This window comes from Wolbachia endosymbiont (group B) of Erebia ligea, assembly GCF_947179575.1.
In the GTDB taxonomy this organism is placed as follows: Bacteria; Pseudomonadota; Alphaproteobacteria; order Rickettsiales; family Anaplasmataceae; genus Wolbachia; species Wolbachia pipientis_C.
In genome coordinates this window covers 75,473-99,238 of the sequence record NZ_CAMXBW010000004.1, presented here as the reverse complement: position 1 = coordinate 99,238, position 23,766 = coordinate 75,473, and the positions used below count along the sequence as shown (strand labels likewise).

The 23,766-nt window shown below is 32.8% G+C and carries 26 protein-coding genes and 2 pseudogenes; 9 read left to right on the top strand and 19 right to left on the bottom strand.

Going from position 1 to position 23,766, the window contains the following annotated elements; genetic code table 11:
- Nucleotides 1-21 precede the first annotated feature (21 nt).
- The gene (ligA, locus tag OM962_RS06735) at nt 22-1,977 is read right to left on the bottom strand and encodes an NAD-dependent DNA ligase LigA (protein ID WP_264331232.1); all 1,956 of its coding nucleotides are present in this window, start codon (nt 1,975-1,977) and stop codon (nt 22-24) included.
- A 154-nt stretch (nt 1,978-2,131) separates the two neighbouring features.
- Between ligA and OM962_RS06730 the strand changes: the two genes are divergently transcribed.
- Together OM962_RS06730 and OM962_RS06725 are read left to right on the top strand one after the other, a co-directional pair.
- Nucleotides 2,132-2,353 carry a hypothetical protein gene (locus OM962_RS06730; RefSeq protein WP_264331231.1) on the top strand — a complete coding sequence of 74 codons (222 nt, stop codon included), beginning with the start codon at nt 2,132-2,134 and terminating at the stop codon, nt 2,351-2,353.
- Entirely contained in the window at nt 2,337-2,852 is a 516-nt protein-coding gene (locus OM962_RS06725) for a hypothetical protein (protein ID WP_264331230.1), read from the top strand. The genes OM962_RS06730 and OM962_RS06725 overlap by 17 nt, the downstream gene beginning before the upstream one ends.
- Here the strand turns inward: OM962_RS06725 and OM962_RS06720 are convergent.
- The 3 genes from OM962_RS06720 to OM962_RS06710 form a co-directional block, all read right to left on the bottom strand.
- Nucleotides 2,782-3,264 (bottom strand): IS630 family transposase, encoded by a 483-nt coding sequence (locus OM962_RS06720; RefSeq protein WP_264330460.1) that lies wholly within the window; start codon nt 3,262-3,264, stop codon nt 2,782-2,784. The two genes, OM962_RS06725 and OM962_RS06720, sit on opposite strands and share 71 nt — an antisense overlap.
- Nucleotides 3,265-3,292: 28 nt before the next feature.
- Nucleotides 3,293-3,640, bottom strand: a complete 348-nt coding sequence (locus tag OM962_RS06715) for an IS630 transposase-related protein (protein WP_213864026.1) — start codon at nt 3,638-3,640, stop codon at nt 3,293-3,295.
- A gap of 68 nt (nt 3,641-3,708) precedes the next feature.
- Nucleotides 3,709-3,984, bottom strand: coding sequence for a hypothetical protein (locus tag OM962_RS06710; RefSeq protein WP_264331229.1), 276 nt, complete (start codon nt 3,982-3,984; stop codon nt 3,709-3,711).
- Nucleotides 3,985-4,631: 647 nt separating this feature from the next.
- Here OM962_RS06710 and OM962_RS06705 point away from each other — a divergent pair.
- Together OM962_RS06705 and tnpC are read left to right on the top strand one after the other, a co-directional pair.
- Nucleotides 4,632-5,957, top strand: a complete 1,326-nt coding sequence (locus OM962_RS06705) for a UvrD-helicase domain-containing protein (protein WP_264331228.1) — start codon at nt 4,632-4,634, stop codon at nt 5,955-5,957.
- A 66-nt stretch (nt 5,958-6,023) separates the two neighbouring features.
- Complete coding sequence (gene tnpC, locus OM962_RS06700) at nt 6,024-7,376, top strand: IS66 family transposase (RefSeq protein ID WP_264330462.1); 1,353 nt, start codon at nt 6,024-6,026, stop codon at nt 7,374-7,376.
- Nucleotides 7,377-7,614: 238 nt separating this feature from the next.
- On the opposite strand, the gene lgt is transcribed toward tnpC, so the two are convergent.
- The 3 genes from lgt to OM962_RS06685 all read right to left on the bottom strand — a co-directional run bounded on the left by lgt (nt 7,615) and on the right by OM962_RS06685 (nt 9,862).
- The gene (gene lgt / locus OM962_RS06695) at nt 7,615-8,406 is read right to left on the bottom strand and encodes a prolipoprotein diacylglyceryl transferase (RefSeq protein ID WP_264331227.1); all 792 of its coding nucleotides are present in this window, start codon (nt 8,404-8,406) and stop codon (nt 7,615-7,617) included.
- Between the two features lie 6 nt (nt 8,407-8,412).
- Nucleotides 8,413-8,862, bottom strand: coding sequence for an SsrA-binding protein SmpB (gene smpB, locus OM962_RS06690; RefSeq protein WP_264331226.1), 450 nt, complete (start codon nt 8,860-8,862; stop codon nt 8,413-8,415).
- Nucleotides 8,863-8,950: 88 nt separating this feature from the next.
- On the bottom strand, nt 8,951-9,862 hold the full coding sequence (locus tag OM962_RS06685) for an ankyrin repeat domain-containing protein (RefSeq protein ID WP_264331225.1): 912 nt from the start codon (nt 9,860-9,862) through the stop codon (nt 8,951-8,953).
- A gap of 103 nt (nt 9,863-9,965) precedes the next feature.
- On the opposite strand from OM962_RS06685, the gene OM962_RS06680 reads away from it, so the two are divergent.
- Nucleotides 9,966-10,487 carry a Na+/H+ antiporter subunit E gene (locus tag OM962_RS06680; protein WP_006015458.1) on the top strand — a complete coding sequence of 174 codons (522 nt, stop codon included), beginning with the start codon at nt 9,966-9,968 and terminating at the stop codon, nt 10,485-10,487.
- Here the strand turns inward: OM962_RS06680 and OM962_RS06675 are convergent.
- Nucleotides 10,480-10,896, bottom strand: coding sequence for a hypothetical protein (locus OM962_RS06675; protein ID WP_264331224.1), 417 nt, complete (start codon nt 10,894-10,896; stop codon nt 10,480-10,482). The genes OM962_RS06680 and OM962_RS06675 overlap by 8 nt on opposite strands.
- Before the next feature lie 266 nt (nt 10,897-11,162).
- Between OM962_RS06675 and purN the strand changes: the two genes are divergently transcribed.
- Nucleotides 11,163-11,729: a phosphoribosylglycinamide formyltransferase gene (purN, locus tag OM962_RS06670; protein ID WP_264331223.1), complete on the top strand. Its 567-nt coding sequence runs from the start codon at nt 11,163-11,165 to the stop codon at nt 11,727-11,729.
- Here the strand turns inward: purN and OM962_RS06665 are convergent.
- The 7 genes and pseudogenes from OM962_RS06665 to ribF form a co-directional block, all read right to left on the bottom strand.
- A pseudogene (locus tag OM962_RS06665) lies at nt 11,723-12,760 on the bottom strand (M16 family metallopeptidase); the annotation flags it as partial. The gene purN and the pseudogene OM962_RS06665 sit on opposite strands and share 7 nt — an antisense overlap.
- 1 nt (nt 12,761) lies before the next feature.
- Entirely contained in the window at nt 12,762-13,244 is a 483-nt protein-coding gene (locus OM962_RS06660) for an IS630 family transposase (protein ID WP_264330460.1), read from the bottom strand.
- Nucleotides 13,245-13,272: 28 nt separating this feature from the next.
- Nucleotides 13,273-13,620 (bottom strand): IS630 transposase-related protein, encoded by a 348-nt coding sequence (locus OM962_RS06655; protein WP_213864026.1) that lies wholly within the window; start codon nt 13,618-13,620, stop codon nt 13,273-13,275.
- Nucleotides 13,621-13,672: 52 nt separating this feature from the next.
- Nucleotides 13,673-13,966: pseudogene (locus OM962_RS06650) on the bottom strand (insulinase family protein); the annotation flags it as partial.
- Nucleotides 13,953-15,284 (bottom strand): M16 family metallopeptidase, encoded by a 1,332-nt coding sequence (locus tag OM962_RS06645; protein ID WP_264331222.1) that lies wholly within the window; start codon nt 15,282-15,284, stop codon nt 13,953-13,955. The pseudogene OM962_RS06650 and the gene OM962_RS06645, both read right to left, overlap by 14 nt.
- A 4-nt stretch (nt 15,285-15,288) precedes the next feature.
- A complete protein-coding gene (lspA, locus tag OM962_RS06640) occupies nt 15,289-15,765 on the bottom strand; it encodes a signal peptidase II (RefSeq protein ID WP_264331221.1) in 477 nt (158 codons plus the stop codon).
- The gene (gene ribF, locus OM962_RS06635) at nt 15,762-16,694 is read right to left on the bottom strand and encodes a riboflavin biosynthesis protein RibF (protein ID WP_264331220.1); all 933 of its coding nucleotides are present in this window, start codon (nt 16,692-16,694) and stop codon (nt 15,762-15,764) included. The genes lspA and ribF overlap by 4 nt, the downstream gene beginning before the upstream one ends.
- 68 nt (nt 16,695-16,762) lie before the next feature.
- Here ribF and OM962_RS06630 point away from each other — a divergent pair, with 68 nt between their 5' ends.
- Nucleotides 16,763-17,134, top strand: coding sequence for a glutaredoxin (locus OM962_RS06630; RefSeq protein ID WP_264331219.1), 372 nt, complete (start codon nt 16,763-16,765; stop codon nt 17,132-17,134).
- A gap of 95 nt (nt 17,135-17,229) precedes the next feature.
- Nucleotides 17,230-18,102: a hypothetical protein gene (locus OM962_RS06625; RefSeq protein ID WP_264331218.1), complete on the top strand. Its 873-nt coding sequence runs from the start codon at nt 17,230-17,232 to the stop codon at nt 18,100-18,102.
- A 239-nt stretch (nt 18,103-18,341) separates the two neighbouring features.
- Here OM962_RS06625 and lepA read toward each other — a convergent pair whose 3' ends face one another.
- The 4 genes from lepA to OM962_RS06605 form a co-directional block, all read right to left on the bottom strand.
- On the bottom strand, nt 18,342-20,138 hold the full coding sequence (gene lepA, locus OM962_RS06620) for a translation elongation factor 4 (protein ID WP_264331217.1): 1,797 nt from the start codon (nt 20,136-20,138) through the stop codon (nt 18,342-18,344).
- An 81-nt stretch (nt 20,139-20,219) separates the two neighbouring features.
- A complete protein-coding gene (locus tag OM962_RS06615; protein WP_264331216.1) occupies nt 20,220-20,525 on the bottom strand; it encodes a hypothetical protein in 306 nt (101 codons plus the stop codon).
- 102 nt (nt 20,526-20,627) lie between these two features.
- Nucleotides 20,628-21,230, bottom strand: a complete 603-nt coding sequence (locus tag OM962_RS06610) for a hypothetical protein (protein ID WP_264331215.1) — start codon at nt 21,228-21,230, stop codon at nt 20,628-20,630.
- Between the two features lie 85 nt (nt 21,231-21,315).
- A complete protein-coding gene (locus OM962_RS06605; protein ID WP_264331214.1) occupies nt 21,316-22,692 on the bottom strand; it encodes a malonyl-CoA decarboxylase in 1,377 nt (458 codons plus the stop codon).
- 282 nt (nt 22,693-22,974) lie between these two features.
- On the opposite strand from OM962_RS06605, the gene OM962_RS06600 reads away from it, so the two are divergent.
- Complete coding sequence (locus OM962_RS06600; protein WP_264331213.1) at nt 22,975-23,667, top strand: TerC family protein; 693 nt, start codon at nt 22,975-22,977, stop codon at nt 23,665-23,667.
- Nucleotides 23,668-23,766 lie beyond the last annotated feature (99 nt).

The following is a 23,766-nucleotide window of genomic DNA, read 5'->3' as shown; positions in this document are numbered from 1 at the left end:
TCCCGTCAGATTAAGTTGTGTTTAGCACAATTTGTTCCACTGTTCTTCATCTAAAATTTCCACACCCAATTCCATTGCTTTTTTATATTTTGAACCTGGATCTTCTCCTGCAATTAAATAGTCAGTTTTAGTAGAAAGGCTTGAACTGATCTTTGCCCCTAAAACTTTAGCTCTTACCTTTGCCTCCCCTCTACTCATAGCACGTAGCTTACCAGTAAACACTATAATTTTGTTATTCAAAAAAGAATCGCTAGAGTTGGAGCTCACGGGAAGAATTTGCAGATATGCAGTCAGGTCATTTAACATTTTAATGTTACGTTCCTGAGAAAAAAACGATTTTAAAGATTCAGCTACTTTTTCTCCTATACCATCTATACCTACCAACTCAACATCATTTGATGACATCGAATTATACCAGTTATCATAAGATACATAATAATTTGCGAGCAATTCTGCTGCAACTTGGCCGATAAATCTGATACCCAAAGAAAATATGAACCTATCTAGAGTGATTACTCTTCTGTTTTTTATAGCACTTAATAGATTAGCTATTGACTTCTCGCCCCAACCATGATGCTCTTTTAAGGAAAACTCTTTTAATCTTTCCTCTAAAATAAAAATGTCTGGAATTTGTCTTATTAGTTCCAGGTCATAAAAAAACTTTATTTGTTTTTCACCAAGGCCAACAATATCAAATGCATCTTTTGACACAAAATGTTTTAGTTTTTCTACTATTTGAGCCTTGCAATTAAATTCTTCAGGACATCTTACTGCCACTCCTTCAATCTGCACTTTACTACCACATTCAAGACATATGTCAGGAAAAACAAATTCAGGCATATTTGTATGACGAGAACCTTCATCTACTTTGACAATTTTAGGAATTACATCCCCAGCCCTTTTAATTGTTACAACATCTCCCTCTCTTATATCTTTACGTTTTATCTCATCTTGGTTATGTAGACTTGCTCTGCTAACTAATACTCCACCAATATTGACTGGTACTAAATCTGCAACTGGAGTTAAAACCCCCGTTCTACCCACCTGTATAAATATTTTATTTAACTTTGTCTTCGCATAAATCGCAGAAAACTTATATGCAAGTGCTGAGCGTGGCGCTTTGTGTGTACTTCCCAGACGACTTTGTAGCACCAAATCATTCACTTTATAGACTATCCCATCGATATCATAATCCAAGTTATAACGACAATCATAGATCTCGTTATAGAACTTTAGCATTCCATTCAAACTACTTGTTAAGGAACGATGCTCATTTACGCAAAAACCAAGTTTCTTAAGTTTTTCTAGTACTTCACTTTGACTTTTCTCTATTCCACCAATTAAAGAATAAGCAAAATATCTAAGAGGCCTTCTTGCTGTAATGTTCGCATTCAATTGCTTTAAAGAACCAGCAGCTGCATTTCGAGGATTAGCGAATTCATTATTTTCATTTAACTTTAAAAAGTCGCTGTTACTGATATATATTTCACCCCTTACTTCTAGTCTTCCTTGCACATCTTGTAAAAACTTAGGAAAGTCTTTTATTGTTGCAACATTGTGAGTAACATCCTCTCCTACAAAACCATCACCTCGAGTTGCAGCTTTAACAAATTTCCCATCTTCATAAATTGCAGAAAATGACAATCCATCAATTTTTGGCTCACATAGTATTTCTATTTCATCTGCAATTAAAAATCTCTTTATTTTAGACAAAAATTTCTCTACACCTTGTTCATCATAAGCATTCTCAAGAGAAAGCATAGGTTCTTGATGTTCCACCTTAGAAAATCTCTCATCAGGCGGAGCACCAACACTATCTTGTGTTGCATAAGCTTCTGGCTCTATCGCAGCTAACTTTTTTTTCAGTTCATCATATTCAGCATCACTTATCTCTGGCTTACTTTTTTGATAATATAAGATATTATGATAATTAATTTGATTTTGCAGTTTTTCTCTCATCTTTTCCAAGTCAGTCATGATACCAATATAATGCTCTTTGTCGTCAAGTCATGAATTTTTTCAAAAGGTACTATAAATTTATACTACTGCCCTGAAAAGCAATACTAATATTAATATAATTTTTGTACTTGTATATTAATGTTAGTATGGTTTTTAAATTAAGGAGTACATTATGAAAGAATACAATTACAAAAATTTGGCTGACGAATCAAACTTCGGCTCTCAAGTGTATCGTGCAGGAATGTTTGATAAAATTCTTGGTATAAGCAAAACAGCAAAAGAAGCTGCGAATCAAGTAATATCTCAAATGGGTAACGATTTAAAACTAGAAGCTAGAAAATCAGCTCAAGATGAAGTAAAAAAAAATAGAAGGAAAAATGCTAACTTTAGCTGAAGAGAAAGCTAACAAAATAGCTACCGAAAAAGCTAATCAAATAGAAAAAAAAATATCGACTTCAATTGATAAGACAGTAAAGTCAGTAGAAGCAAATGCTGAAAAAGCAGCAAAAAATGCAGCTGAAAAAGCAGTGAAAAAAGTAGGACCAGAAGTTGCAGATCTGCTAAAGCCAGAAATAAAAACTCAGGTAGAAGAAGCAGTAAAAAAATACACTGAAGAAAAAATTGAAAGCCTTATAAAACCTGAAATCACAGACAAAATAGCCGATATTGTCACTTCACAAAGCAAAGAAATAAGAATACTTTTAGAAGATGAAATGAATAAATTAATCGAAGATGCACATAAAAATTTGAATGGGAAAATAGATCAGATTAAATGTGAACTTACAGAAGTAAAATCTAATATCTTAGAAGCTATAGTATTTTCTAAAATGGATGATAAAGTTCCATTATGGTATTACCAACCAAAAGCTGTAAGTCTGTATATTTATACATGAGAGGTCTGAGGCGGCTTTTGATGGTATGCCAACAGTATTCTATAGGATTCAAATCTGGTGAATATGTTGGAAGATACAGCAAATGACAGCCAAAAGACTCTATTAATGATTTTGTTTTAGTGGTCTTATGAAATGTAGCATTATCCATAACTATAGTTGTGCCAAGTGGCAATTTAGGTAATAACATCTTCTCCAACCATGTATTGAATACCTCTTTGTCACACCCACCTTTGAAAGTCATTGGTGCAATAAATCTCTTTCCAATCCACCCGGCTACTATACTGATTCTCTCTCGAGTTCTCCCTGGAATATCTGCATAAATTTTCTTTCCTCTTGGAGCGCGTCCATATTCTCGGTATAACTTATTATCAACTCCTGCTTCATCTATATATAAGATGCTGGAATGGTCTATTTTTGAGATTTTATCAATAAATTGCTCCCTATCTTCTTGATTGCGCTCTTGATATAGTGTGACTTTTTTTTAAAGTAATTTTTAGCTGTTTTAGTCTATACCAAATTGAGTTTATTCCAAATCCAAGATTTTGTTTCATCTCTGCCAGAGTATGATCTGGATTCTTTGTAACATATTCTTCGAGTATTTTGGGGTCTATTTTTCGAATAAAGCTACCGTTTTTAGATGGCTTGAGGCTTTCACCAGCAGCTTTCTTTTTTAACCAACGGTACAGAGTTGCTATTCCTATCTCCATAAGCTCTGCTACCTCAACCTTTGTCTTACCTTTTTCTATCATCAATACTGCCTTTTCCCTTAAATCCACACTATATGCCATTATAACTCAAATACTTTATTATACCTTTATCATTTACTTTAGGAAATACTATAATATCAGACTCTTATTTAATACAATTGAACACTCCCTGCTCTTTTTTTTATCAGTCGTTTATTATCAATTAATGAGACTATAGCCAAAATTGTTTCGATCTGCCCTACTTTTCTACTAATGATCTGATTAAGATTTTTTTCATTGAGCTTGGCAATATCATTGCTTACAAGTATAAAGGCATTTTTATATATTTCCCGAAATAATTGAGAATTGTGAATCAGGGTACTCGCGCCTATTTCTAGTAGGTTTTTGTGTAAAATGTTCGTATAGGTTTGTAACAATTGAAACATCTGGTCTATTTATAGCTTCCCTTAAAGAAAGAACTAACATTTTCTTTAAGTTAGCTTGTTTATCTATATCAATTAAAAGTCTAGGATCACTTTCTACAGCTAATATCTTTTTCCACCATAAAGTTATAACTTTTTTATTAGAATAATATAGCTTAATTGTTAACTATATCTGTGAGAAAATCAAGAATTATGTATTTTTTTATATTTTATATAGGATTATTAATATTCACTTTAGTTTCAGAAACATACTGCAAATTAGAATCATAAAAATCTTTAATGTTCATTTTTCCAAAAACGCAAAAAAAGTACCTACCTTTGTGAAAACAAGCCTATAAAAATATGGTTGTAAAAATGGAAGCTTAAAATCATTGCAACAAAGTTAGGCAAATTGGTTCATATGTAAATTTAGTGAAAGTAAACCAATATAGCTGATTTCATGGTATAGCAAAATCACTATATTGAAAAGTTTATATGGTACACCAATTGATTCTAATAACTTTTATTCCACAACTTTGCAGTATTACTTATTTAATGATGAGATAAGAATTGCGTGCTAATAAATAATAAAAGTTAATATAATAATAGAAATATTGACATATTAATAATATTATTATACTCTTAGTATAATTAAGTAATTAAGAGAAATTATGAGTATTATATTGTTTTATAAGAAGTTTAATGACCATGATTTAGGTGATGATAAAAGTTCTTTGAGAAAAAAGTTCAACGAAATAATTAAAGATTTAAAAGAGAACAACAGTACAAGCCAAGGGAATATAAAATTAATAAAAGGTGATGGGAATATTGAATATTCTCGAGCTAAATTAAGTGATAGTGACAGATTATTATTCACAAGTATAAAGATTGATAACAAAGATGCTTTTATTATTTTAGAAGTAATTCTGAATCATGATTATCATAAGTCTAAATTTTTAACAAATAGAGAAAAAATTAAAAACATAGAAATAATAGATAAAAACAATGAAGAAGTTTCTAATAGCGTAAGTACATTGGAGATTGAAGATGCTCCACAAGTTAGTTATCTCGGTAAATTTATTACTTTTAGTGCAAAGCAAAAAGATATAGTTAAAAGAGTTGGAAAGTTTGAATTACCTTTAGTTATTAGTGGATCTGCTGGTAGTGGAAAGACATCAGTGGCTTTGGAGAGCCTAAAGAAGATAAAAGGGAAGTTTGAGGGAGGAAAAATTCTATATATTACCAAATCCGAAAATCTTATAAAAGAATCAAAAAAATTACTTGAATACGAATACTATGATGAAACTGCTAATGAGTTCAAGATTGCTGCTCCGGAAGAAATTGATTTCTTATCTCTGCATGAGTTTCTTGAAAAGCGAGCAGAAGATATAAAAGGAAAGAAGCCAATCAATAGAAGTAAGTTTTTTTCATGGTTCAACGAAATATGCAAGAAAGATAAATTTAAAGAGTATAAAAAAGATGGAGATAAAATATTCGAAGAATTTACAGCTGTGATAGGTGGAGGAGACTTATTAGGAAAAGATGGAAAAGATAGATATGGTAAATTAGGAAACAGACAATCTATGTTTTCTGTAGACGAAAGGAACAAAGTTTATGATTTTTTTAAAGAGTACAGGAAGTTTATAGAAAAAGATTCAGAGTATTATGATCCTAATCTTGTTGCATATAAGTGCATTACAGAAGGAATGTATAGTGCGATTGTTGTAGATGAAGTACAAGATTTGACCGAAAGCACACTGAGTTTAATATTAAAAAGTTTAAAAGATGAAAGTAAGGATAATTTTTTGTTATGCGGTGATATTAATCAAGTAATACATCCTAGTTTTTTCTCTCTATCTAAGTTAAAATCTTTTCTCTGTCAAAATCAATGTATAAGGGATCAAGGGTCAGAAGTTTTTTATACCCTTGAGAAGAATTATCGTAATAGTGAACAAGTGTATCCGTTCAGAGGTGTGGCAAGGATAAAAAACAATTGACATAATATATTAAAGTAGTAATAACACAAAATGTTGATAGTAAAGTAAGGCTAGATGCTTCAATTGTTGATCAGTATTGTAGAGTTATGTAAAAACTTAGAGCAGAAAGTAGCAAAGCTTGAAGAAAAAAATAAAATCTTAGAAATAGAGAATGCTGAACTAAGAGAGAGACTCGGCTTAAACTCAAGGAATTCATCTTTACCAAGTTCAAAAGAGCTGTACAAAATAAAAAAAGACACACCAGAAGATAAGTCAGAGGGCGGCAGGAAGATAGGTGGTCAAGTTGGACATAAGGGGAATTGCCGAGCTAAAATGGAAGCAGATGAGGTGGTGAAGGTAGAGTTACCAAATAGATGCGAGTGTGGTGAAGAAATCGCAATATCGGAAAAACCATATGTCTATCAAAAAGTTGATTTACCAGAAATTAAGCCTTACGTAGTTGAGTATCAATTAGAACATGGTCGCTGTCGTAAATGCGGAAAAAGAAGGAGTAGCAAATTACCAGAAGGAGTTACACCGGATACCTTTGGTCCTAGAGTTAAGTCAGTAGTTGCATCACTAAGTGGGTTTTATAAGAATTCAAAGCGAGAAATAGCGAATATTATGAAAGACATCTTTAACATGAGTATAAGTGTTGGTAGTGTGTCCAATAGTGAAGCAAGGGTTTCGTCAAAATGTAAAGAAGCCTATGAACAAATAGAGGAAGAAATAAAAGCAAGCGAAATTTTGCATATTGATGAAACCAGTCACTACAACAAAGGCAAATTGGGATGGTGCTGGATGTTTGCCAACAATAAAGCAAGTCTTATGAAGTTAGCAGATACAAGAGGAATGAAATTTTTAAAGAATAGTGCATTTTGTGATTACAAAAACCTGGTAATTACTGACAGATATGCAGTTTACAACCACTTCAGTGATGAAAAACGACAAATTTGTTGGGCTCACTTATTGAGAAATTTCGAGAGGTTATCTCATAGTTGGAATAGTGAAGTAATGAGACTTGGCCATTGTTTAAAAGACGCAGCTAATGGATTGTTTGTATTAAAAAACGCTTTGTCAGAAAATGAAATTAGTATTTCAAAGTTCACTAAGCAAGCTAAAGAATTACGAAGATACATACAGTACTGCATGATAAAAATATCTTATATACTTGAAGCAAAAGGAGCTTCACGAACGGTAAAGGGTATTATAAAATCCGAGTCAATGATGTGGACATTTTTGGATGACCCAGAGAATATTCCATTAACGAATAACCATGTTGAGCGACAGATACGGCATTATGTTGTCTATCGTAAGAATTCATATTTTGCACAGTCAGAGCGAGGGAATAGATTTCTTGAGCGGATAATTTCGTTGTATCTGACTTGGAAACAAAAGGAATTAAACCCTTTTCAAAACCTGCTAGCTGTTGTTTCTTAAACCACACCTCTGAACGGATACTAATAGAGTAGCTTCTCAATCAGGAATATTCTGGTGGAAAATGAATATCTACTTAGTAATGAATTTGGTCAGTAGCTACTAAGTTTTTCTTATAGCTATACAACGAAGGTTTGCTGGTCTTACATTTATTCTCTGCAACACGAAAAGTTAGTACAGTTGTACATGCTATGTAGTAGATAAACTTCTACTATATTTTTTTATTCAACTTACCTCTTGTCTATTGAATAGATTTTGTATCAAACCTAAAATTCAACGCACCTAAATATATAAGCATTCCCACCAAAATCATAGGTATAGAAAGCAACTGTCCCATAGTTAAATTGAACCATAAATAGCCAATTTGATAGTCTGGCTCGCGGAAAAATTCAACCATAAAACGTGCTACTCCATACAACATAACTGCAACTCCAGTTGTTGCACCATAATACAATCTCATTTTGTTCAAGAAAAATAGTGAATTTACAACTACGAAAAGTAGCGCTCCTTCTAAAAATGCTTCATAAAGTTGGCTTGGATGGCGCAATAAATTATCACCACTTTCTGGAAATACCATACCCCACGGCATAGTTGTAACCCTGCCAAATAACTCTCCATTTATAAAATTACCTATGCGGCCTAGAAGTAAACCTATCGGAACTCCACAAGAAATTAGATCCAGTGTGTAAAATATAGGAATGTTATGTCTTCTACAGGAGATTATTACTGCAAGCAAAACTCCTATAGCACCGCCATGAAATGACATCCCTCCTTCCCAGGTCTTTAGTATCTCGATAGGATTGCTTATATAGAGAACCGGATCATATATCAATACGTAGCCAAGCCTACCTCCAAGGATAATGCCTATAATAACGGCTGTTAATAACGAATCGTAAAAATTCTTAGTAAATATTTTTTGATTGTCTAGCTTATGTAAATACCAATATGCAAAAACTATACCCAAAACATATGCTAAAGAGTACCAATATATAGAAACAGGACCGATGCTAAAAATAACTGGACTTAAAGACATATTTTACTACAAATTATTCTTAGACAATCTACTTTTCTCACGGTCCCACTCTCTCTGCTTTATGGTTGCTCTCTTATCGTAGAGTTTTTTTCCTTTAACAATAGCAATTTTAGTTTTTGCCAACCCTTTATCATTAAAATAGATAGAAAGTGGCACAACAGTTATTCCAGAGATTTTGATTTGACCAATTAGCTTATTTATCTCTTTTTTATGCAAAAGCAATTTTCGTTCTCTTTTTGGCTTGTGATTCTTTTGGTTTGCAGCTTTATACTCTGCAATATGCATATTGTTTAGCCATATTTCACCTTTTTTTTCAGTAACGTAAGCATCAGAAATGTTTGCTTTTCTTTCCCTTAGTGATTTTACTTCACTACTTAAGAGGATTATACCTGCTTCAAATTCTTCTAAGATAAAGTATTCAAACCTTGCTTTCCTATTTTCTGCAATAACTTCCATATCTAAAGATATCTTTAAGCTTCAATATATTACAGAACTTTTGGTTTAATTCATAACAAAACAATTATCTCAGTAAATGCAAGTTTGGTTAAAAAAGCTCTAATCTTCCTGCAAGTGTAATTTGTTCCACTCTTCCTACTGCCATTTCAGACCTAGGAATAGCATTACCTGACAAAGAACTTATTACATCTTTGCAGCCCCATTCAATAGCAAAGTGTAAAGGAGCATATCTATTATTGTTCTGTTTACTAACATATGCCCCACTTTCAATTAAAATATCTCTTATACTTTCATGATCGCTAGCAAAATGCAAAGGAGCGCGTCCACAACTATCCCACACATTAACACATGCTCCATGTTCAATCAGAGTTCTTACTATGTTTTCATTATCACTTTCAGCAGCAAAATGCAAGGGAGTGCTTCTATAATTATCCCACGCATCGACATATGCTCCGTGTTCAATTAGAGCTATTACTATGTTCTCATAGCCACTCTTAGTAGCAAAATGTAGAGGAGTGTGTCCATCATTGTTCTGCGCGTTAACATCTGTTCCACATGCAATTAGAGCTCTTACTACACTTTCATTTCCACCTTCGGCAGCAAGATGTAAAGGTGTACATACATCATTGTCCCACGCATTAACATTTGCTCCACTTTCAATTAAAATATCTAATATGCCTTTGTGGTTCCATTCAGCAGCAAAATGTAAAGGGGTGCATCCATCGCTGTCCCATGCATCAACATATGCTCCATATTCAATTAGAGCTATTACTATGTTCTCATAGCCACTCTTAGCAGCAAAATGCAACAATGTAGTTTCTACAGGATCTAGATCACTATGTGTAGTGAATATATGATTGATATTAAATCCACTATCTTCCCACCTCCGTAAATCAATACTTTCTAATTTTATTTTTATTCTTTCAACTATGTTGTTCTTGCTTAAACCTGAAGTATCATTTATTTCTTCAAGCATTTTTAGAAAATCATCAAGCGTCATAATCTCCACTACTTATTAAAATAACTTGGTTATTATGTTCTTTGACACAAAAATCAAGAACTTTTTATTTTCCTAAAAAATCATTTAAGTTATACTCCAAATCATGAAAGTCAGGCAAAATATTAAGTTTTTTTCTCTATCATTTGTGATTTTGTCTTCTCTATGGATTACATTGTCTGGTTATTTCGAGCCTTTTTTTATTCTCTGTGGAGTATTTTCTTCTGTGTTCACATTGATTATCTTTAAAAGGTTAATTGATGCTGAAAGTGCCCTTAGTCAAATTCTAAATGATAGTGGTAGGCTGTCACTTTATCAGCTTATAAGTTATATACCTTGGCTAATTTACCAAATTATTTTTTCAAGTATTTATGTAACAAAAAAGGTGCTACGATTCAAATCTACAGTTGAGCCAATTGTTATTGTAAGGGAATGCATAGGACATAATGATAAGACCATTGCATTATTTGCTAACTCGGTTACGATTACTCCTGGAACTTTAACTATCAATGTTGAAAAGAAGCAGAAAACATATTTATCTACCATATGTTTGATAGATAAAGATCTTGAAAGTGGCATTTCTGAAATAGAAGGTAAAGTCTTAAAAATGCTACACCTAGTTAAGTAATTGCTTTAAATAAGTTAACAGCGTCTCTGTATTCTCTTCTTAGGCTTTCAAGCATTTCTTTTGGAAGGCTATCAATAACAGTAGAACATAAATAATTGTACAAATCTTCTAGCTTTGATATGTTATTTTTCTTCTTGCTGTTGAATTTGTACGGAAAAATGCCCTCCATAATTTCAATATCAACAACCTTATTTAAAAATGCATTTTCACTTGTTATGCTTATTCTTGTAAGTATAGTATTAATTTCAGGTTCATTACTCGTATAAATATCTGATAATTCTGCCATTTTAATGACGTATAAAGTTACTACTTTTGATAAACAATTATCAGAATATTCACAATTTTTTATTACCTCCCACTGAGTAACCTGAGACTTGCTTGTTTTTGCATTGCTTGGTAATTTATTCATTGAATTTTCTCCATTTAATTCAGTGTAGTAAATTATACTAATACTTTGTTAAATAAATAATAACGCAGCCATAAAAATATGCATTTATTTACCATAAATTGTATAATATTCCTAAAATTAAATGTTAAAGTTACTTCAAACTGAATGATTTCTTTAATTCCATGTTATCCAGCAGTGTAAAGTATTGCTACACAATAGTATTTATTCTAAAATAAACTTTCCTTTTGAGCTATTTTATTAATATCCATTCTTGCGGCTGCACTAAAATGAAAAAGATAAAACTTGGAATACTAATTTCAGGTAGAGGATCAAACATGCAGGCTTTAATAGAAGCATGTCAAGATCATAATTTCCCTGCTGAAACTGTGTGTGTTATCACAAATAATAGTGAAGCTGAAGGCCTTAAAATAGCAAAGCAAGCAGGAGTTTCAGCATTTGTTATTGAAGATAAGCCACTTGATACTGATAAAATTCATGAAATACTTGTTCAACATAAGGTTGATTTAATTTGCCTTGCAGGGTTTATGAGAATTATAAAGGCCAATTTCCTGAATAAATGGCATAACAAAGTTATAAATATTCATCCCTCTTTACTTCCGTCATTTAAGGGCCTAAATGCTCAGGAGCAAGCTCTGAAAGCGGGTGTAAAAATTACAGGATGTACTGTGCATTATGTTACTCCTGAAATTGATGCTGGAGCCATAATCGCTCAAGCTACTGTTCCAATGTTACCAAATGATGATGTTCACAGTCTCTCAGAGCGCATTCTAGCTGAAGAGCATAAGTGTTATGTAAAAGCAGTAAGATCAATAGCAGAAGGTATTAACTATTGACCTTGAGCGTTTCTTCCAACTTCAACAAAAAATAAATTTTCAGGATTCAGTAAAGAACTTGCCAGCTTGTTTACTTTTTCCAATTGAACATCATTAATGATATTTGCATAATTATTTATATGGTTAATATCACGATCGTCTATCTGCATACTATCCAGTAACGTTGCTGTATTCGCATTATTGGATAGAAAAGAGAAGATAAGGTCATTTACTAAACTGATTTTTGCATCCTTGAATAGTTGTTCGTCAATTCCTTCCTCTTTTATTCTGCTAAATGTATCTTTTACTGCTGATATAGCTTTGCTAGCAGTGGAACTATCAGTACTCATAAATCCAGATATAATATTTCCATGCTTATTAGGAACATTACGTGCACTGACACTATAAGTAATACCTAGATTTTGTCTCAACTCTTTCATCAGTATTGAGTTTAGACTCATACCACCAAGCGCATTAATCAAAACACTAGCATTATAGTAATTAGGGTCTTCATATGCTATGCCTCTTTGAGCAAAAAGTATTACACTCTGTGGTATATCCATAAAAACGCTCTTACTTTCTGCAGGCCCAAATTCATTTTTTACAGATACCTTCCTAATTTTTGATCTTTTTGATGGTAACTTAGATAAATATTTATCGAGCAGCGTACTAACTTCTTCTTTTGTTGCACAACCAACAATACTAATAACGATATTATCCTTAGTAAAACTACGCTTTATGTATGTTAAAACATCGTCTCTAGTAATGCTCATTATAGTGTCTAGAGTTCCATATGGATCTCTTGAGTAAGGATGTTTTTTGAACAACAACGTATCCAACTCTTTTGCAGCAATAAAATAAGGATCTTTTTCAAAATTATTAAAGTTTACTTTGGCTTTTTCAAAAACTCTATTCAATCCTTCAGGATCAACTTTAGGACGCATTATAGCATCACTTAGTAGTGAAATTGCATCCTCTAGATTCTCAGATAAAGTATTTAATGAAACCCTAAATGCTTCTAAACCAGCAATAAAATTTAAACTATAGTATTTTCTAAAATGGATGATAAAGTTCCATTATGGTATTACCAACCAAAAGCTGTAAGTCTGTATATTTATACATGAGAGGTCTGAGGCGGCTTTTGATGGTATGCCAACAGTATTCTATAGGATTCAAATCTGGTGAATATGTTGGAAGATACAGCAAATGACAGCCAAAAGACTCTATTAATGATTTTGTTTTAGTGGTCTTATGAAATGTAGCATTATCCATAACTATAGTTGTGCCAAGTGGCAATTTAGGTAATAACATCTTCTCCAACCATGTATTGAATACCTCTTTGTCACACCCACCTTTGAAAGTCATTGGTGCAATAAATCTCTTTCCAATCCACCCGGCTACTATACTGATTCTCTCTCGAGTTCTCCCTGGAATATCTGCATAAATTTTCTTTCCTCTTGGAGCGCGTCCATATTCTCGGTATAACTTATTATCAACTCCTGCTTCATCTATATATAAGATGCTGGAATGGTCTATTTTTGAGATTTTATCAATAAATTGCTCCCTATCTTCTTGATTGCGCTCTTGATATAGTGTGACTTTTTTTTAAAGTAATTTTTAGCTGTTTTAGTCTATACCAAATTGAGTTTATTCCAAATCCAAGATTTTGTTTCATCTCTGCCAGAGTATGATCTGGATTCTTTGTAACATATTCTTCGAGTATTTTGGGGTCTATTTTTCGAATAAAGCTACCGTTTTTAGATGGCTTGAGGCTTTCACCAGCAGCTTTCTTTTTTAACCAACGGTACAGAGTTGCTATTCCTATCTCCATAAGCTCTGCTACCTCAACCTTTGTCTTACCTTTTTCTATCATCAATACTGCCTTTTCCCTTAAATCCACACTATATGCCATTATAACTCAAATACTTTATTATACCTTTATCATTTACTTTAGGAAATACTATAATTCCTTTATCCTCAAGCTTTTTTACAAAATCTTTGGCATCATTCTTTCCTGCTCCTTCTTGAATTACAAGAGAAGTAAACCAAGCAAGTCCCTGCTTTTCTGCACTTTCATACACGTAACCTGCATCTTTGAATGATATATTGAGTGAAACTTTTGGTAAATCACGGTTTTTAACAAACAGAAACTTAAGCCCTTTATTAGTAGTAACCTCCTCTATATTTAGGTGGCTGCTCGCCTGCAAATTAAAGCCTAGACAGAAAAAAAGTAGAAATAAAAGTTTACTTACTCTCATCATTATTACCTCCTTTTGGCAGCAAACGGCCGACTAATTTATTAGTAGAAAAAATAGTACGAATTTTGTGATTTACATCTTTCAGATTGACATCATTAATTTTGCTATATGAAATGTCTATTTCATCAAGTGGGATACCTAGTGCTAGACGTGGTATATAAAACATTGCTACACTAGTTAAATCAGATAGATTATCAAACTGTGCTGCTTTGTATTTAGACTTTGTGCTTTGCAACTCTTCACTTGTTATTTCTTCAGAGGTAAAGTGATTAATAGAATTTTCTAACTCTCTTGCAACAGCATCCAAATCTACCCCGCTTTTTGGAGTTACCCGAATCTCAATGTAACCATTACTAAAAGCTAAGCTATTATAATAAGCAAACACTTCTACTGCTACATTCTTATCTAGAACTAAATCTTTATATAGCTTACTAGACTTGCCATTCCCCAAAACATCAACTGCCAAATCAACAGGAAAAGTTTCACTTATTTGCTCAAATAAAGGAATACTATAGCGAAAGTATAAAACTGGCTCTTTCACTTCAGTGCTTTCTAAAATTACCGATATATCTGCATTATGTATTGAATCTTGGTTCGGATAATGCTTAACTACAGGCTCAGCTTTAATTGCACCATATTTTTCCTTTGCTAATTCCGCTACTTCTTCAAATTCTACATCACCAACAACGAGCAGTATAGCATTACCTGGATGATAATAGTTATCATGAAACCTTGTTATGTCATCTTGATTGTAAGTTTTAATATCGCTCTCCCAACCAATAACAGACCTACCATAACCATTACGATAAAATGCACTGTTCATTTCCTCCCATAGTAAAGCTTCAGGATTATTATCAAATCTCATCTTTCTTTCTTCTAATACGATATTTTTTTCTCTATCTATTTTGTCTTGAGTAACATCAAAATTGCCCATTCTGTCTGCTTCAATTTCCATTGCTAGTGGTAAATCTTTTTTGAGAACTAATTCGTAGTAGCAGGTGTATTCTTTAGTGGTAAAAGCATTAAATTGGGCCCCAATGCTGCCCAAAGTGGATTCTATGTCTTTAAATTTTCCTGTAGTTTCAAACATTAAGTGTTCAAAGTAGTGAGCCAATCCTGCTTTGCCAATTGGGTCATCCATTCCCCCAACTTTATATATTATTGCATGAAAAACAGCTGGAATTCGGTGATTAGGTACTACATAAACATCTAATCCGTTACTGAGCTTAGCATGCTTTATGATTTCAGCTTCCAAAGAAATCGGACAAATGAAAAAAAACACAGATAGTATAAAAAAACTAAAGAATTTGCGAAGCATTATTTCATTCCTCATTTTGCTTAGAGATAGACCTATCATATATATACCACTTATATAACAATGTACACATTCCACAAACTATAAATAGATCAGCTAAATTAAAGGCTGGCCAATACCAATCATTGATATGAAAATATATGAAATCATATACAGCGCCCCAATAGATTCTATCAATTACATTTCCGATCGCTCCACCAATCATCAGAGAAAAACTAAGGTAAATTGACTTATCATTAGATTTATATATCAAGTATGCAAGTATACCAATTATTAATATTGAACATACCGAAAAAAAGAAGCTGCCATGCGGCAGAGTACTACACATTCCAAAGCTAATTCCTGAATTCCAAACTTCAACTAATTTCATAAAACTAGTAATCTCGATTGACTCCCCCTCATCAATCAATGAGTTTATATACAATTTACTTGTTTGATCGAATGATACTATAATCAATATAATAACTAAACATATCCTTTTCATAAGTTTATCTTTAACTGGTAAGCCTTCATTATATCACGGTCTATCTGTTTTGTTAACTCGTTAATACTATGGAATTTTTTTTCTGCCCTAATAAATTTTAAAAGTTGTATGTCAACCTTAAAATTGTATACATTTTCGTTGAAGTCAAATATATGCATTTCTACTATAGGTTTTTTTAAGTCCTTAAATGTAGGTCTCATACCAATGTTGACTACTCCATATAGCCAACTTGAACTATTTTCAGAAAATGCAACTTTGGCGTAATATGTACCAAGCTTAGGTTTTATCATGTAATCTTCTATCGGAATGTTTATGGTTGGAAACCCTATTTCTCTACCTCTACATACACCTTTTGTTACAATACCAGAAACTTGATAAGACCTACCAAGCAATTTATTAGCAATTTCTATTTCGCCTTTTTGTAAACACTCCCTGATTGAGGAAGAAGAGCAAATTTTTCTATCGATTATCAATGGCTCTAATTTAGTTAAAGAATATTCATACATCTGAGAATATTTTTCTAGAGTTAATATGTTACCCAATCGTTTGTGACCAAAAGTACAACTTTCTCCAACAGTTATATGTTTAGCACCATACTTCTTTACCAAAATCTTACCAATAAAGTCATCGCAGCTAACCTCAGAAAAACCTCTACTAAAATTAATAATATACAAGTAATCTATACCATAGCTGCTGATTAGTTCCTTTTTTTGTTCTTGGTCTATTAACCTAAAATTGTTCCTACTAAATAAAACAGTTGATGGGTGAGGCTCAAAAGTTAAAACTGCAGAGGGTAATCCTCTTTCTTGTGCTACCTCCTTTAGATTGGAAATTGCAAACTTATGTCCTAAATGAACGCCATCAAAATTTCCGAAAGTTAGTGCCACATTATCTTTTATCCCTTGCTCACAGTTGTAAATAATTTTCATACAATTTGATATTTTATATATATTTTTTATATATAATAGTTGTATTTTATGAACTATGGAGATAAATCGTGAAAAACACTAAAGGAAAAGTTGTAATATATGTGAAGAAGTACTGCCCATTCTGCAAGAAAGCAAAAGAGTTATTGGATGAAAAAGGTGTGAAATACGAAGAAATTGATGTACTTAGAAACTCGGATTTGTTTGACGGTATAAAATCAAAATATAACGTCAGGACAGTTCCACAAATTTTTATTACTGATGAAAATGGTGATTATTTACATCATATTGCTGGATGTGACAAATTGATGGATCTTGAAAAAGAAGGAAAGTTGGATAATATGTTAAATAACAATGAAGATAGCATTAATGCAACAGCTTACACAAGCGGCAGTGATGAACACGAGGGATGTAATATAATACATAATGAAGATTTTATGTGATTTTTTTGTCTTACCGTTGCTGGCATACCCACTTTAAACAATTTTTAATGAATTAAAAATACAATTCATCTAGTGAGTTTTTTTAGTGGGAAAAAATGATAAAAAATATTATAATTGTTAGCAACAACTTAATTAGTATTGAATTAATTAACAAACAAGATTTAGAGAGTTTCATCAAGATTTTCACAGTGCTTGATAAGCATATAGCAGCTAAAACTCTTTTTACAGAAGAAGTGACAATAGAGTATAAACAACACAATTGCATAGAAGTTGTTGAATTGATAAAAGATACAGGTTTTACATATCATGATGTTGAGAATGTGTTAAATCACCTAAGTAATCATGGAATGAAAGTACCAAGTAGCGTTATAGCAAGCACCCTTTCTTCTTCATACAATCACGCACTTGAGTCTAAGGATGTAGCATTTGCCTGTTCTAAAGGGTTGCCACAATTTTACATCAGGGTAAATAAGAATACCTTTATAATGACTCCTATAAGTGAAGAGAATCTAGAATTGAATTCGCAAAATAGCAAAATGCTTATAGAGTCATTAAAGAGCGAAAAAAGCACTTATGATTGCATAGTGGAAGAAAATATCATCAAAGTTATAGTGCATTCTGAAATACATCAGGCTATAAACTCGATTATAAAATCACTGATAAAGTCTTGCCTTTTAGCAAGAGATGAAGAAGAAAAATTCAAAGAGAAATTGAGACAACTTGCTTTTAAAGATCAAGCTTTCGTTGAGTATTCTAGCATCAAAACCATTCATAGATATCCGAATAACCATCCTCTGAGAAAGCATGAAAGTGTTATTAAAGATATAGAAAATATTTTATGTGATTTCATAATAAATGAGAACAGCGGGTTTGCTATAGAGCGGTTAAATAAACTGGGCTCAGAAGTCTCTCCAAATACTCCAAGAATCATCACTAAAACTATAGATAAGCTTGTTAAGTTTCACTAAAATGTTGTTGGAATGGTTTTAGCCAATGTCTACATATATCTGATTTTTACTGATTGAGTGGAGCAATTGAGCTGCTCTCTGTCATCCCAGCGTTTAACACTGGGATGATTTCGTTGTATGGTATCTTGTATAGTGTTTTACAAATTCACATAGCTATTTCAAATTTACCCATATCAATGTCAGTAAATTTATTGAGAAAATATCACTTAGTTCTTTAAATTTATGTTTTTGGATATATATTAATCATTTATTTTCAAAGCCTCAATAAAAGCATTTTGTGGGATGTTTATGTTTCCCACAGAATGCAATCTTTTCTTACCTTTCTTCTGCTTTTCAAGCAGCTTCATCCTTCGTGTGACGTCTCCACCATAGAGCTTGGCTGTTACATCTTTTCTATACGGGTTAATCGTTTCTCTAGCAATAATTTTTCCGCCTACTGCCGCTTGAATCGCGATTTTATATTGCTGGCGTGGTATCAAGTCTTTCAAACGTGCACATATTTCACGGCCTCTTTTTTCTGCCCTGCTTTTATGAACAATGCAGGCTAACGCATCCACAGGTTCTCCATTAACTAAAAAACTTAATTTATCTATCTGACTTTCCTGATAATCGGATATTTCCCAATCTAAACTTGCATATCCCTTGGAAATTGATTTTAGTCTATCGTAAAAATCAAAAACAACCTCAGACAGCGGTAATTTATACTTCAGTAGTGCTGTTGTCGTATTACCAACATAAGATAAATCCTGCTGTTCTCCTCTCCTCTCTTCACACAGAGATAGAATCTCTCCTAAATATTGATCAGGTACCATTATAGTTGCAGTGATCCACGGTTCTTCCACTATTTCAATTTTTGTAGGGTCTGGCATATCGCTTGGGTTATGGATATTTAAAACTTTACCATTTTGTGTTGCAACTTTATATATAACACTCGGTGCAGTTGCTGTTAGATCTAAATCAAATTCTCTTTCGAGTCTTTCTTGAATGACTTCAAGATGTAGCATTCCTAAGAAACCGCAACGAAATCCATAACCTAGCGCATTTGACGTTTCAGCATCAAATGTAAAACTAGCATCATTTAAATGTAATTTTTCTAGTGCTTCCCTTAAATATTTAAAATCATCTGTGTTATTGGGAAAAATACTGCAAAATACTACAGGATGTACTTCTTTAAAGCCAGGTAATGCCTTGCTGCACGGCCTTTTCTCTTCAGTAATAGTGTCTCCTACTTTGCAGTCTGCTACTTCTTTCATTGAAGCAGTTATAAAACCAACTTCACCTGCTGAAAGTTCACCAGTCATAACTTTTTTAGGAGTGAAAATACCGATATTATCGACCTGATATGTAGCATTATTAGACATCATAACGATTCTCATGCCTTTTTTTAGTACTCCATTTTTAACTCGCACTAAAATTACTACTCCTAGGTAAGGATCATACCAACTATCAACTAAAATTGCTTGCAGTGGAGCATTTGTATCACCTTGAGGAGCGGGAAGTTTTGTCACTATAGCTTCAAGTACATCCTTTACCCCAAGACCAGTTTTTGCCGATATCAAAATTGATTCAGTTGCATCAATTCCGATTACCTCTTCAATCTGAAGCTTTATCCTTTCTGGATCTGCAGCAGGAAGATCGACTTTATTAAGCACAACTATTATCTCATGATTATTGTCAATTGCCTTGTAGACATTTGCCAGAGTCTGAGCTTCAACTCCTTGGCTGCTATCTACTACCAAAAGTGAGCCTTCACATGCGGCTAAGCTTCGGCTGACTTCATATGAAAAGTCAACATGACCTGGTGTGTCCATGAGGTTGAGGCAATATTGATTACCATTATTTGCAGTGTAATTGAGTCTTACCGTTTGTGCTTTGATTGTGATTCCGCGTTCACGCTCTATATCCATTGAGTCAAGTACCTGATTGGTCATTTCCCTTGTCTCAAGACCGTTACATTCTTCTATCAAACGATCAGAAAGAGTTGACTTCCCATGATCTATATGTGCTATTATTGCAAAATTTCTTATATTGTTCATAGATCTACTTATTTAAGTAGATCTATTTTACATTTTAAGTATTACAAGAGCAATTATTTATATCTCTTTTTGCTAAAAACATTAAGCTGAAGTCCTTGCCAATGGCCGGCAATGCTCATTAGCTGATGCTTGCTTCACTGTGCTACTTGGATCTTCTTGCTGTCTACACATTTTTACTGCATCAGCAAGGCTTAGGTAAGCATTACCAGCTTTAATTTTTACATCTTTTTTATTTTCTTCTAAATCTTTATCAGTGGGTCTATCGCCTATTACTCTAATGCTGCCATCACTGTTAGCACCTAATGTAATGCTAAATTCTTTTCCATCTACATACCAGTTAAACTTTATTCCATATTGAGCTGCAGTACCTAAACTATAACACCTCACTCCATTTTCGTCTACAAAACCGTAGACAACTTCTTTTTGATCACCATTTGAAAGAGAGAAACTAGCAATATTGTTTTCTTTACAAAATTCACTATTTAAAAATTAGCTTACCCTAATATCTGTGTTTTTATTGTTGTCTTTTAGCTTGATTTTTGTACAAAGAAGATTTGTATTCTTATCACTTGCAATTGATACTGTATCAATAGTACCGTTTTCTATGTACTTGCCAAACTCCTCTTTAGCTTTCTCTTCTAACTCTTTTTGCCTTGCTGCACTTTGTTGTTGTTGCGTTTTTTCTAGCGCTTCTTTCATTTTTGTTTGGAGTGATAAAGCTGCATCAAGTGCTTCTCTTTCATTTACTTGACCATTATGAAGTAGGTTTAAAGCTTGTACTACTATATTTAAGTTTTCATAAGCTACTTCAATATTATACTTATCACTCAAAGGTTCACTGTTAGCTAAAGAATGTCTCAAGCTGTCCCAACAGTCCTCTTCAATAATATTACGTTCCTCTTTAAGCAATCGACAGATAGACAGAAGCTCTTTTTTTATTTCTTCTTCTTCACTATGACCATTTTTAATTGACTCCAGACTTTCTTTAATATCATCAACTAAATTATTAGATACAGGCGACTTTACTATCGACTTGCTCTTTATTGACTTCTCTCGTTCTTTTTTGATACCTTGAAGTTTTTTCAAAACCATATACTTTACCTCATAAAACTATCTAATATTATATACATAAACATTAGGAAATGTTAGCACTTTCTACATGCTTGCACACTTCCTATTATTCCTTTAACATAGCTGACACTTTTTTTGAATGAGAAATCGCTTTATTAATCATATAATTCTCATGATTGTTATCTATTTTAGGTAATTCGTACAAATAATTCACCATTATTCCGGCTGACTGACTAATGCCTTTTTCAGAAGTATCAGCCATCCAGTTGATTTGTTTGATTGATGCACCATTGCTTAAATGAAAGTGTGCTACTGGATCATAAGCACCCCCACCACTGCTCTTAACCTTTAGCAAATAATGTGCACAAAGTTTCAGTAGGGACTGTTTTTCGCATTCAATGTTAGTTTTTATGCTTTCTAAAATTTCTGTACCTGATTGTTTTATATTAAGCTTACCTAATAAAGCTACGTCTTGATTTTTTAGCCATTTTGTAAATCCAGGAACTGGAGAAAGAGTTGCATACACTTTTACGCTTTTAAATTCTTGCGATAGTTTTTCTACGACTCTCTTTATTAAAAAGTTACCGAGGCTAATTCCAGATAAACCAGTTTGAGTGTTTGATATTGAATAGAATATAGCAGTACTTGCACTGCTTGGGTCACTTGAAGGAACTGACTCGTCCAAAACGTGTTGAATACTATCTGCAATCTCATTCATCAGTGCAACCTCTACAAAAATTAAAGGTTCATTTGGTATTTTGTAATGAAAGAAAGCAAAACAGAGATGATCAGAATCTAGTCTGTTTTTTAAGTCACCCCAAGAGGAAATTTTATGTACAGCTTCGTATTTTATAAGTTTTTCCAACAATGATGCAGGTGAATCCCAGGTGATTTGATGAAGATCAAGTAGATCAACATCAACCAAAGTACAAAGTATACTTTTTAATTCGTTTTCTAGTGGACTTAGACTTTTATATTGATTCTTCAGCTTGAGTACATCAGAACGCATATCAACAATAAACTTAAGGCCCTCCGGTAAGGAGATAAACTGCTTCAATATTTTAGAGCGTGGTGATTCAAGGACTTTTATTAAGTCTTGTTCAAACTTATAGCTCGACTCAAAATCTTGATTTTTCTTATATACTTTTATTTCTTCATCTATTTTCGTTTTATCTGGATTGAACTTTTCTGCCAGGGTTTGTAAAAATTTTATTTGACCTGCCTCTGATAAACTCAAGTACAAATTACCAAGAGATACGGTGTTCTTACGTGCTGAGACTTCATCCCCCTTTGGGTTTAAGCATTCGTTCATCTTCAAGACTAAACTATCGACATCGCGACTACTACTTAAATCAGGGCCAATATTGCCAACCCATGACCTTACAGCATCTGCTACTTCACCTAATATTTTAAAAAAGCCCTTTGTTGCTTTCTTATCTTCAACTTTTACTATATCAGTTTTTGCTAATGATTCTTTTGTCATATGTTCCTTTTATCGTGTATCTATCTTAATTTAAAGAAAAATCTTAGTCTACAAAGAAGGCATATATTTTCATGGTACAACTATTTTACAATTTATTTAAAATTTTCGTAAAGAGAGTTAGATTTTTAATTTCATTATTTCTCTTACAAAAGTACTTTTATTATAAAAATGCCCTTTTGCCTCTTTCTTTTCCGGGTAAGGCTGATTTTTTAATTACCTAGTCGAAGTTACTTAATTTTTACACATCTATTGTAAAGTACAAAATCTGACTTTGGAATGAAAATGCTAGCTGATGCTTGGACTTTATTGATACTTACGCTACTTGAAACTATACTTGGTATAGACAATTTAATCTTTATTTCTCTAGCAATAGATAAGGTGCCAAATCTGCTGAGAGAAAGAGCCCGCCTGATAGGTTTTGGCTTGGCGCTATTGATGCGTTTTGTAATACTATTTTTTATATCACATATATTATCAATGGAAAAGCCTATATTTCACTCTGTATCACTAGATATTTCAGTAAAAGATTTGCTTATGATTGCAGGAGGGTTATTTCTTATTGTTAAAAGTTCTATGGAGTTATGGAGCGAAATTTTTGTACATAAGGAGAACAAAACAAAGGCAAACGTTAAATCACAATTTTTTTTAGTTGTGCTACAAATTATATTAATAGATTTAGTTTTTTCTGTTGATTCAATATTAACTGCTATAGCATTAACTCATAATATGATAATCATTGCTATAGCATTTACATTTTCCATATTAGCAATGCTATTTTCATCAAGTTATACCGCTCAGTTAATAAAATCCAGCCCAAGCTTAAAAGTAATTGCCATTCTATTTATTTTACTCATCGGTATATATTTAATACTTGAAGGACTTCACATAGAGCTACCAAAAGCATATTTGTATTCTTCATTTATGTTTGCACTGCTTGTGGAAGCTATAAGCAAAATAAAGACAATGCGGCCTTGAAATTATTTTCCACAAAGCAAAAGTCTAATTTTTATTCCGGTGTGTGACGAATATCTGTACGAACATTTCGATGTCATCCGAGTAGCTGACACTGGGATC

Excerpts from the sequence above, each read along its gene's own strand:
- ligA (WP_264331232.1), bottom strand. The coding sequence starts at position 1,977 with ATGACTGACTTGGAAAAGATGAGAGAAAAACTGCAAAATCAAATTAAT.
- OM962_RS06730 (WP_264331231.1), top strand. The coding sequence starts at position 2,132 with ATGAAAGAATACAATTACAAAAATTTGGCTGACGAATCAAACTTCGGC.
- OM962_RS06725 (WP_264331230.1), top strand. The coding sequence starts at position 2,337 with ATGCTAACTTTAGCTGAAGAGAAAGCTAACAAAATAGCTACCGAAAAA.
- OM962_RS06715 (WP_213864026.1), bottom strand. The coding sequence starts at position 3,640 with ATGGCATATAGTGTGGATTTAAGGGAAAAGGCAGTATTGATGATAGAA.
- OM962_RS06710 (WP_264331229.1), bottom strand. The coding sequence starts at position 3,984 with ATGTTTCAATTGTTACAAACCTATACGAACATTTTACACAAAAACCTA.
- OM962_RS06705 (WP_264331228.1), top strand. The coding sequence starts at position 4,632 with ATGAGTATTATATTGTTTTATAAGAAGTTTAATGACCATGATTTAGGT.
- lgt (WP_264331227.1), bottom strand. The coding sequence starts at position 8,406 with ATGTCTTTAAGTCCAGTTATTTTTAGCATCGGTCCTGTTTCTATATAT.
- smpB (WP_264331226.1), bottom strand. The coding sequence starts at position 8,862 with ATGGAAGTTATTGCAGAAAATAGGAAAGCAAGGTTTGAATACTTTATC.
- OM962_RS06685 (WP_264331225.1), bottom strand. The coding sequence starts at position 9,862 with ATGACGCTTGATGATTTTCTAAAAATGCTTGAAGAAATAAATGATACT.
- OM962_RS06680 (WP_006015458.1), top strand. The coding sequence starts at position 9,966 with ATGAAAGTCAGGCAAAATATTAAGTTTTTTTCTCTATCATTTGTGATT.
- OM962_RS06675 (WP_264331224.1), bottom strand. The coding sequence starts at position 10,896 with ATGAATAAATTACCAAGCAATGCAAAAACAAGCAAGTCTCAGGTTACT.
- purN (WP_264331223.1), top strand. The coding sequence starts at position 11,163 with ATGAAAAAGATAAAACTTGGAATACTAATTTCAGGTAGAGGATCAAAC.
- OM962_RS06655 (WP_213864026.1), bottom strand. The coding sequence starts at position 13,620 with ATGGCATATAGTGTGGATTTAAGGGAAAAGGCAGTATTGATGATAGAA.
- OM962_RS06645 (WP_264331222.1), bottom strand. The coding sequence starts at position 15,284 with ATGCTTCGCAAATTCTTTAGTTTTTTTATACTATCTGTGTTTTTTTTC.
- lspA (WP_264331221.1), bottom strand. The coding sequence starts at position 15,765 with ATGAAAAGGATATGTTTAGTTATTATATTGATTATAGTATCATTCGAT.
- ribF (WP_264331220.1), bottom strand. The coding sequence starts at position 16,694 with ATGAAAATTATTTACAACTGTGAGCAAGGGATAAAAGATAATGTGGCA.
- OM962_RS06625 (WP_264331218.1), top strand. The coding sequence starts at position 17,230 with ATGATAAAAAATATTATAATTGTTAGCAACAACTTAATTAGTATTGAA.
- lepA (WP_264331217.1), bottom strand. The coding sequence starts at position 20,138 with ATGAACAATATAAGAAATTTTGCAATAATAGCACATATAGATCATGGG.
- OM962_RS06610 (WP_264331215.1), bottom strand. The coding sequence starts at position 21,230 with ATGGTTTTGAAAAAACTTCAAGGTATCAAAAAAGAACGAGAGAAGTCA.
- OM962_RS06605 (WP_264331214.1), bottom strand. The coding sequence starts at position 22,692 with ATGACAAAAGAATCATTAGCAAAAACTGATATAGTAAAAGTTGAAGAT.
- OM962_RS06600 (WP_264331213.1), top strand. The coding sequence starts at position 22,975 with ATGCTAGCTGATGCTTGGACTTTATTGATACTTACGCTACTTGAAACT.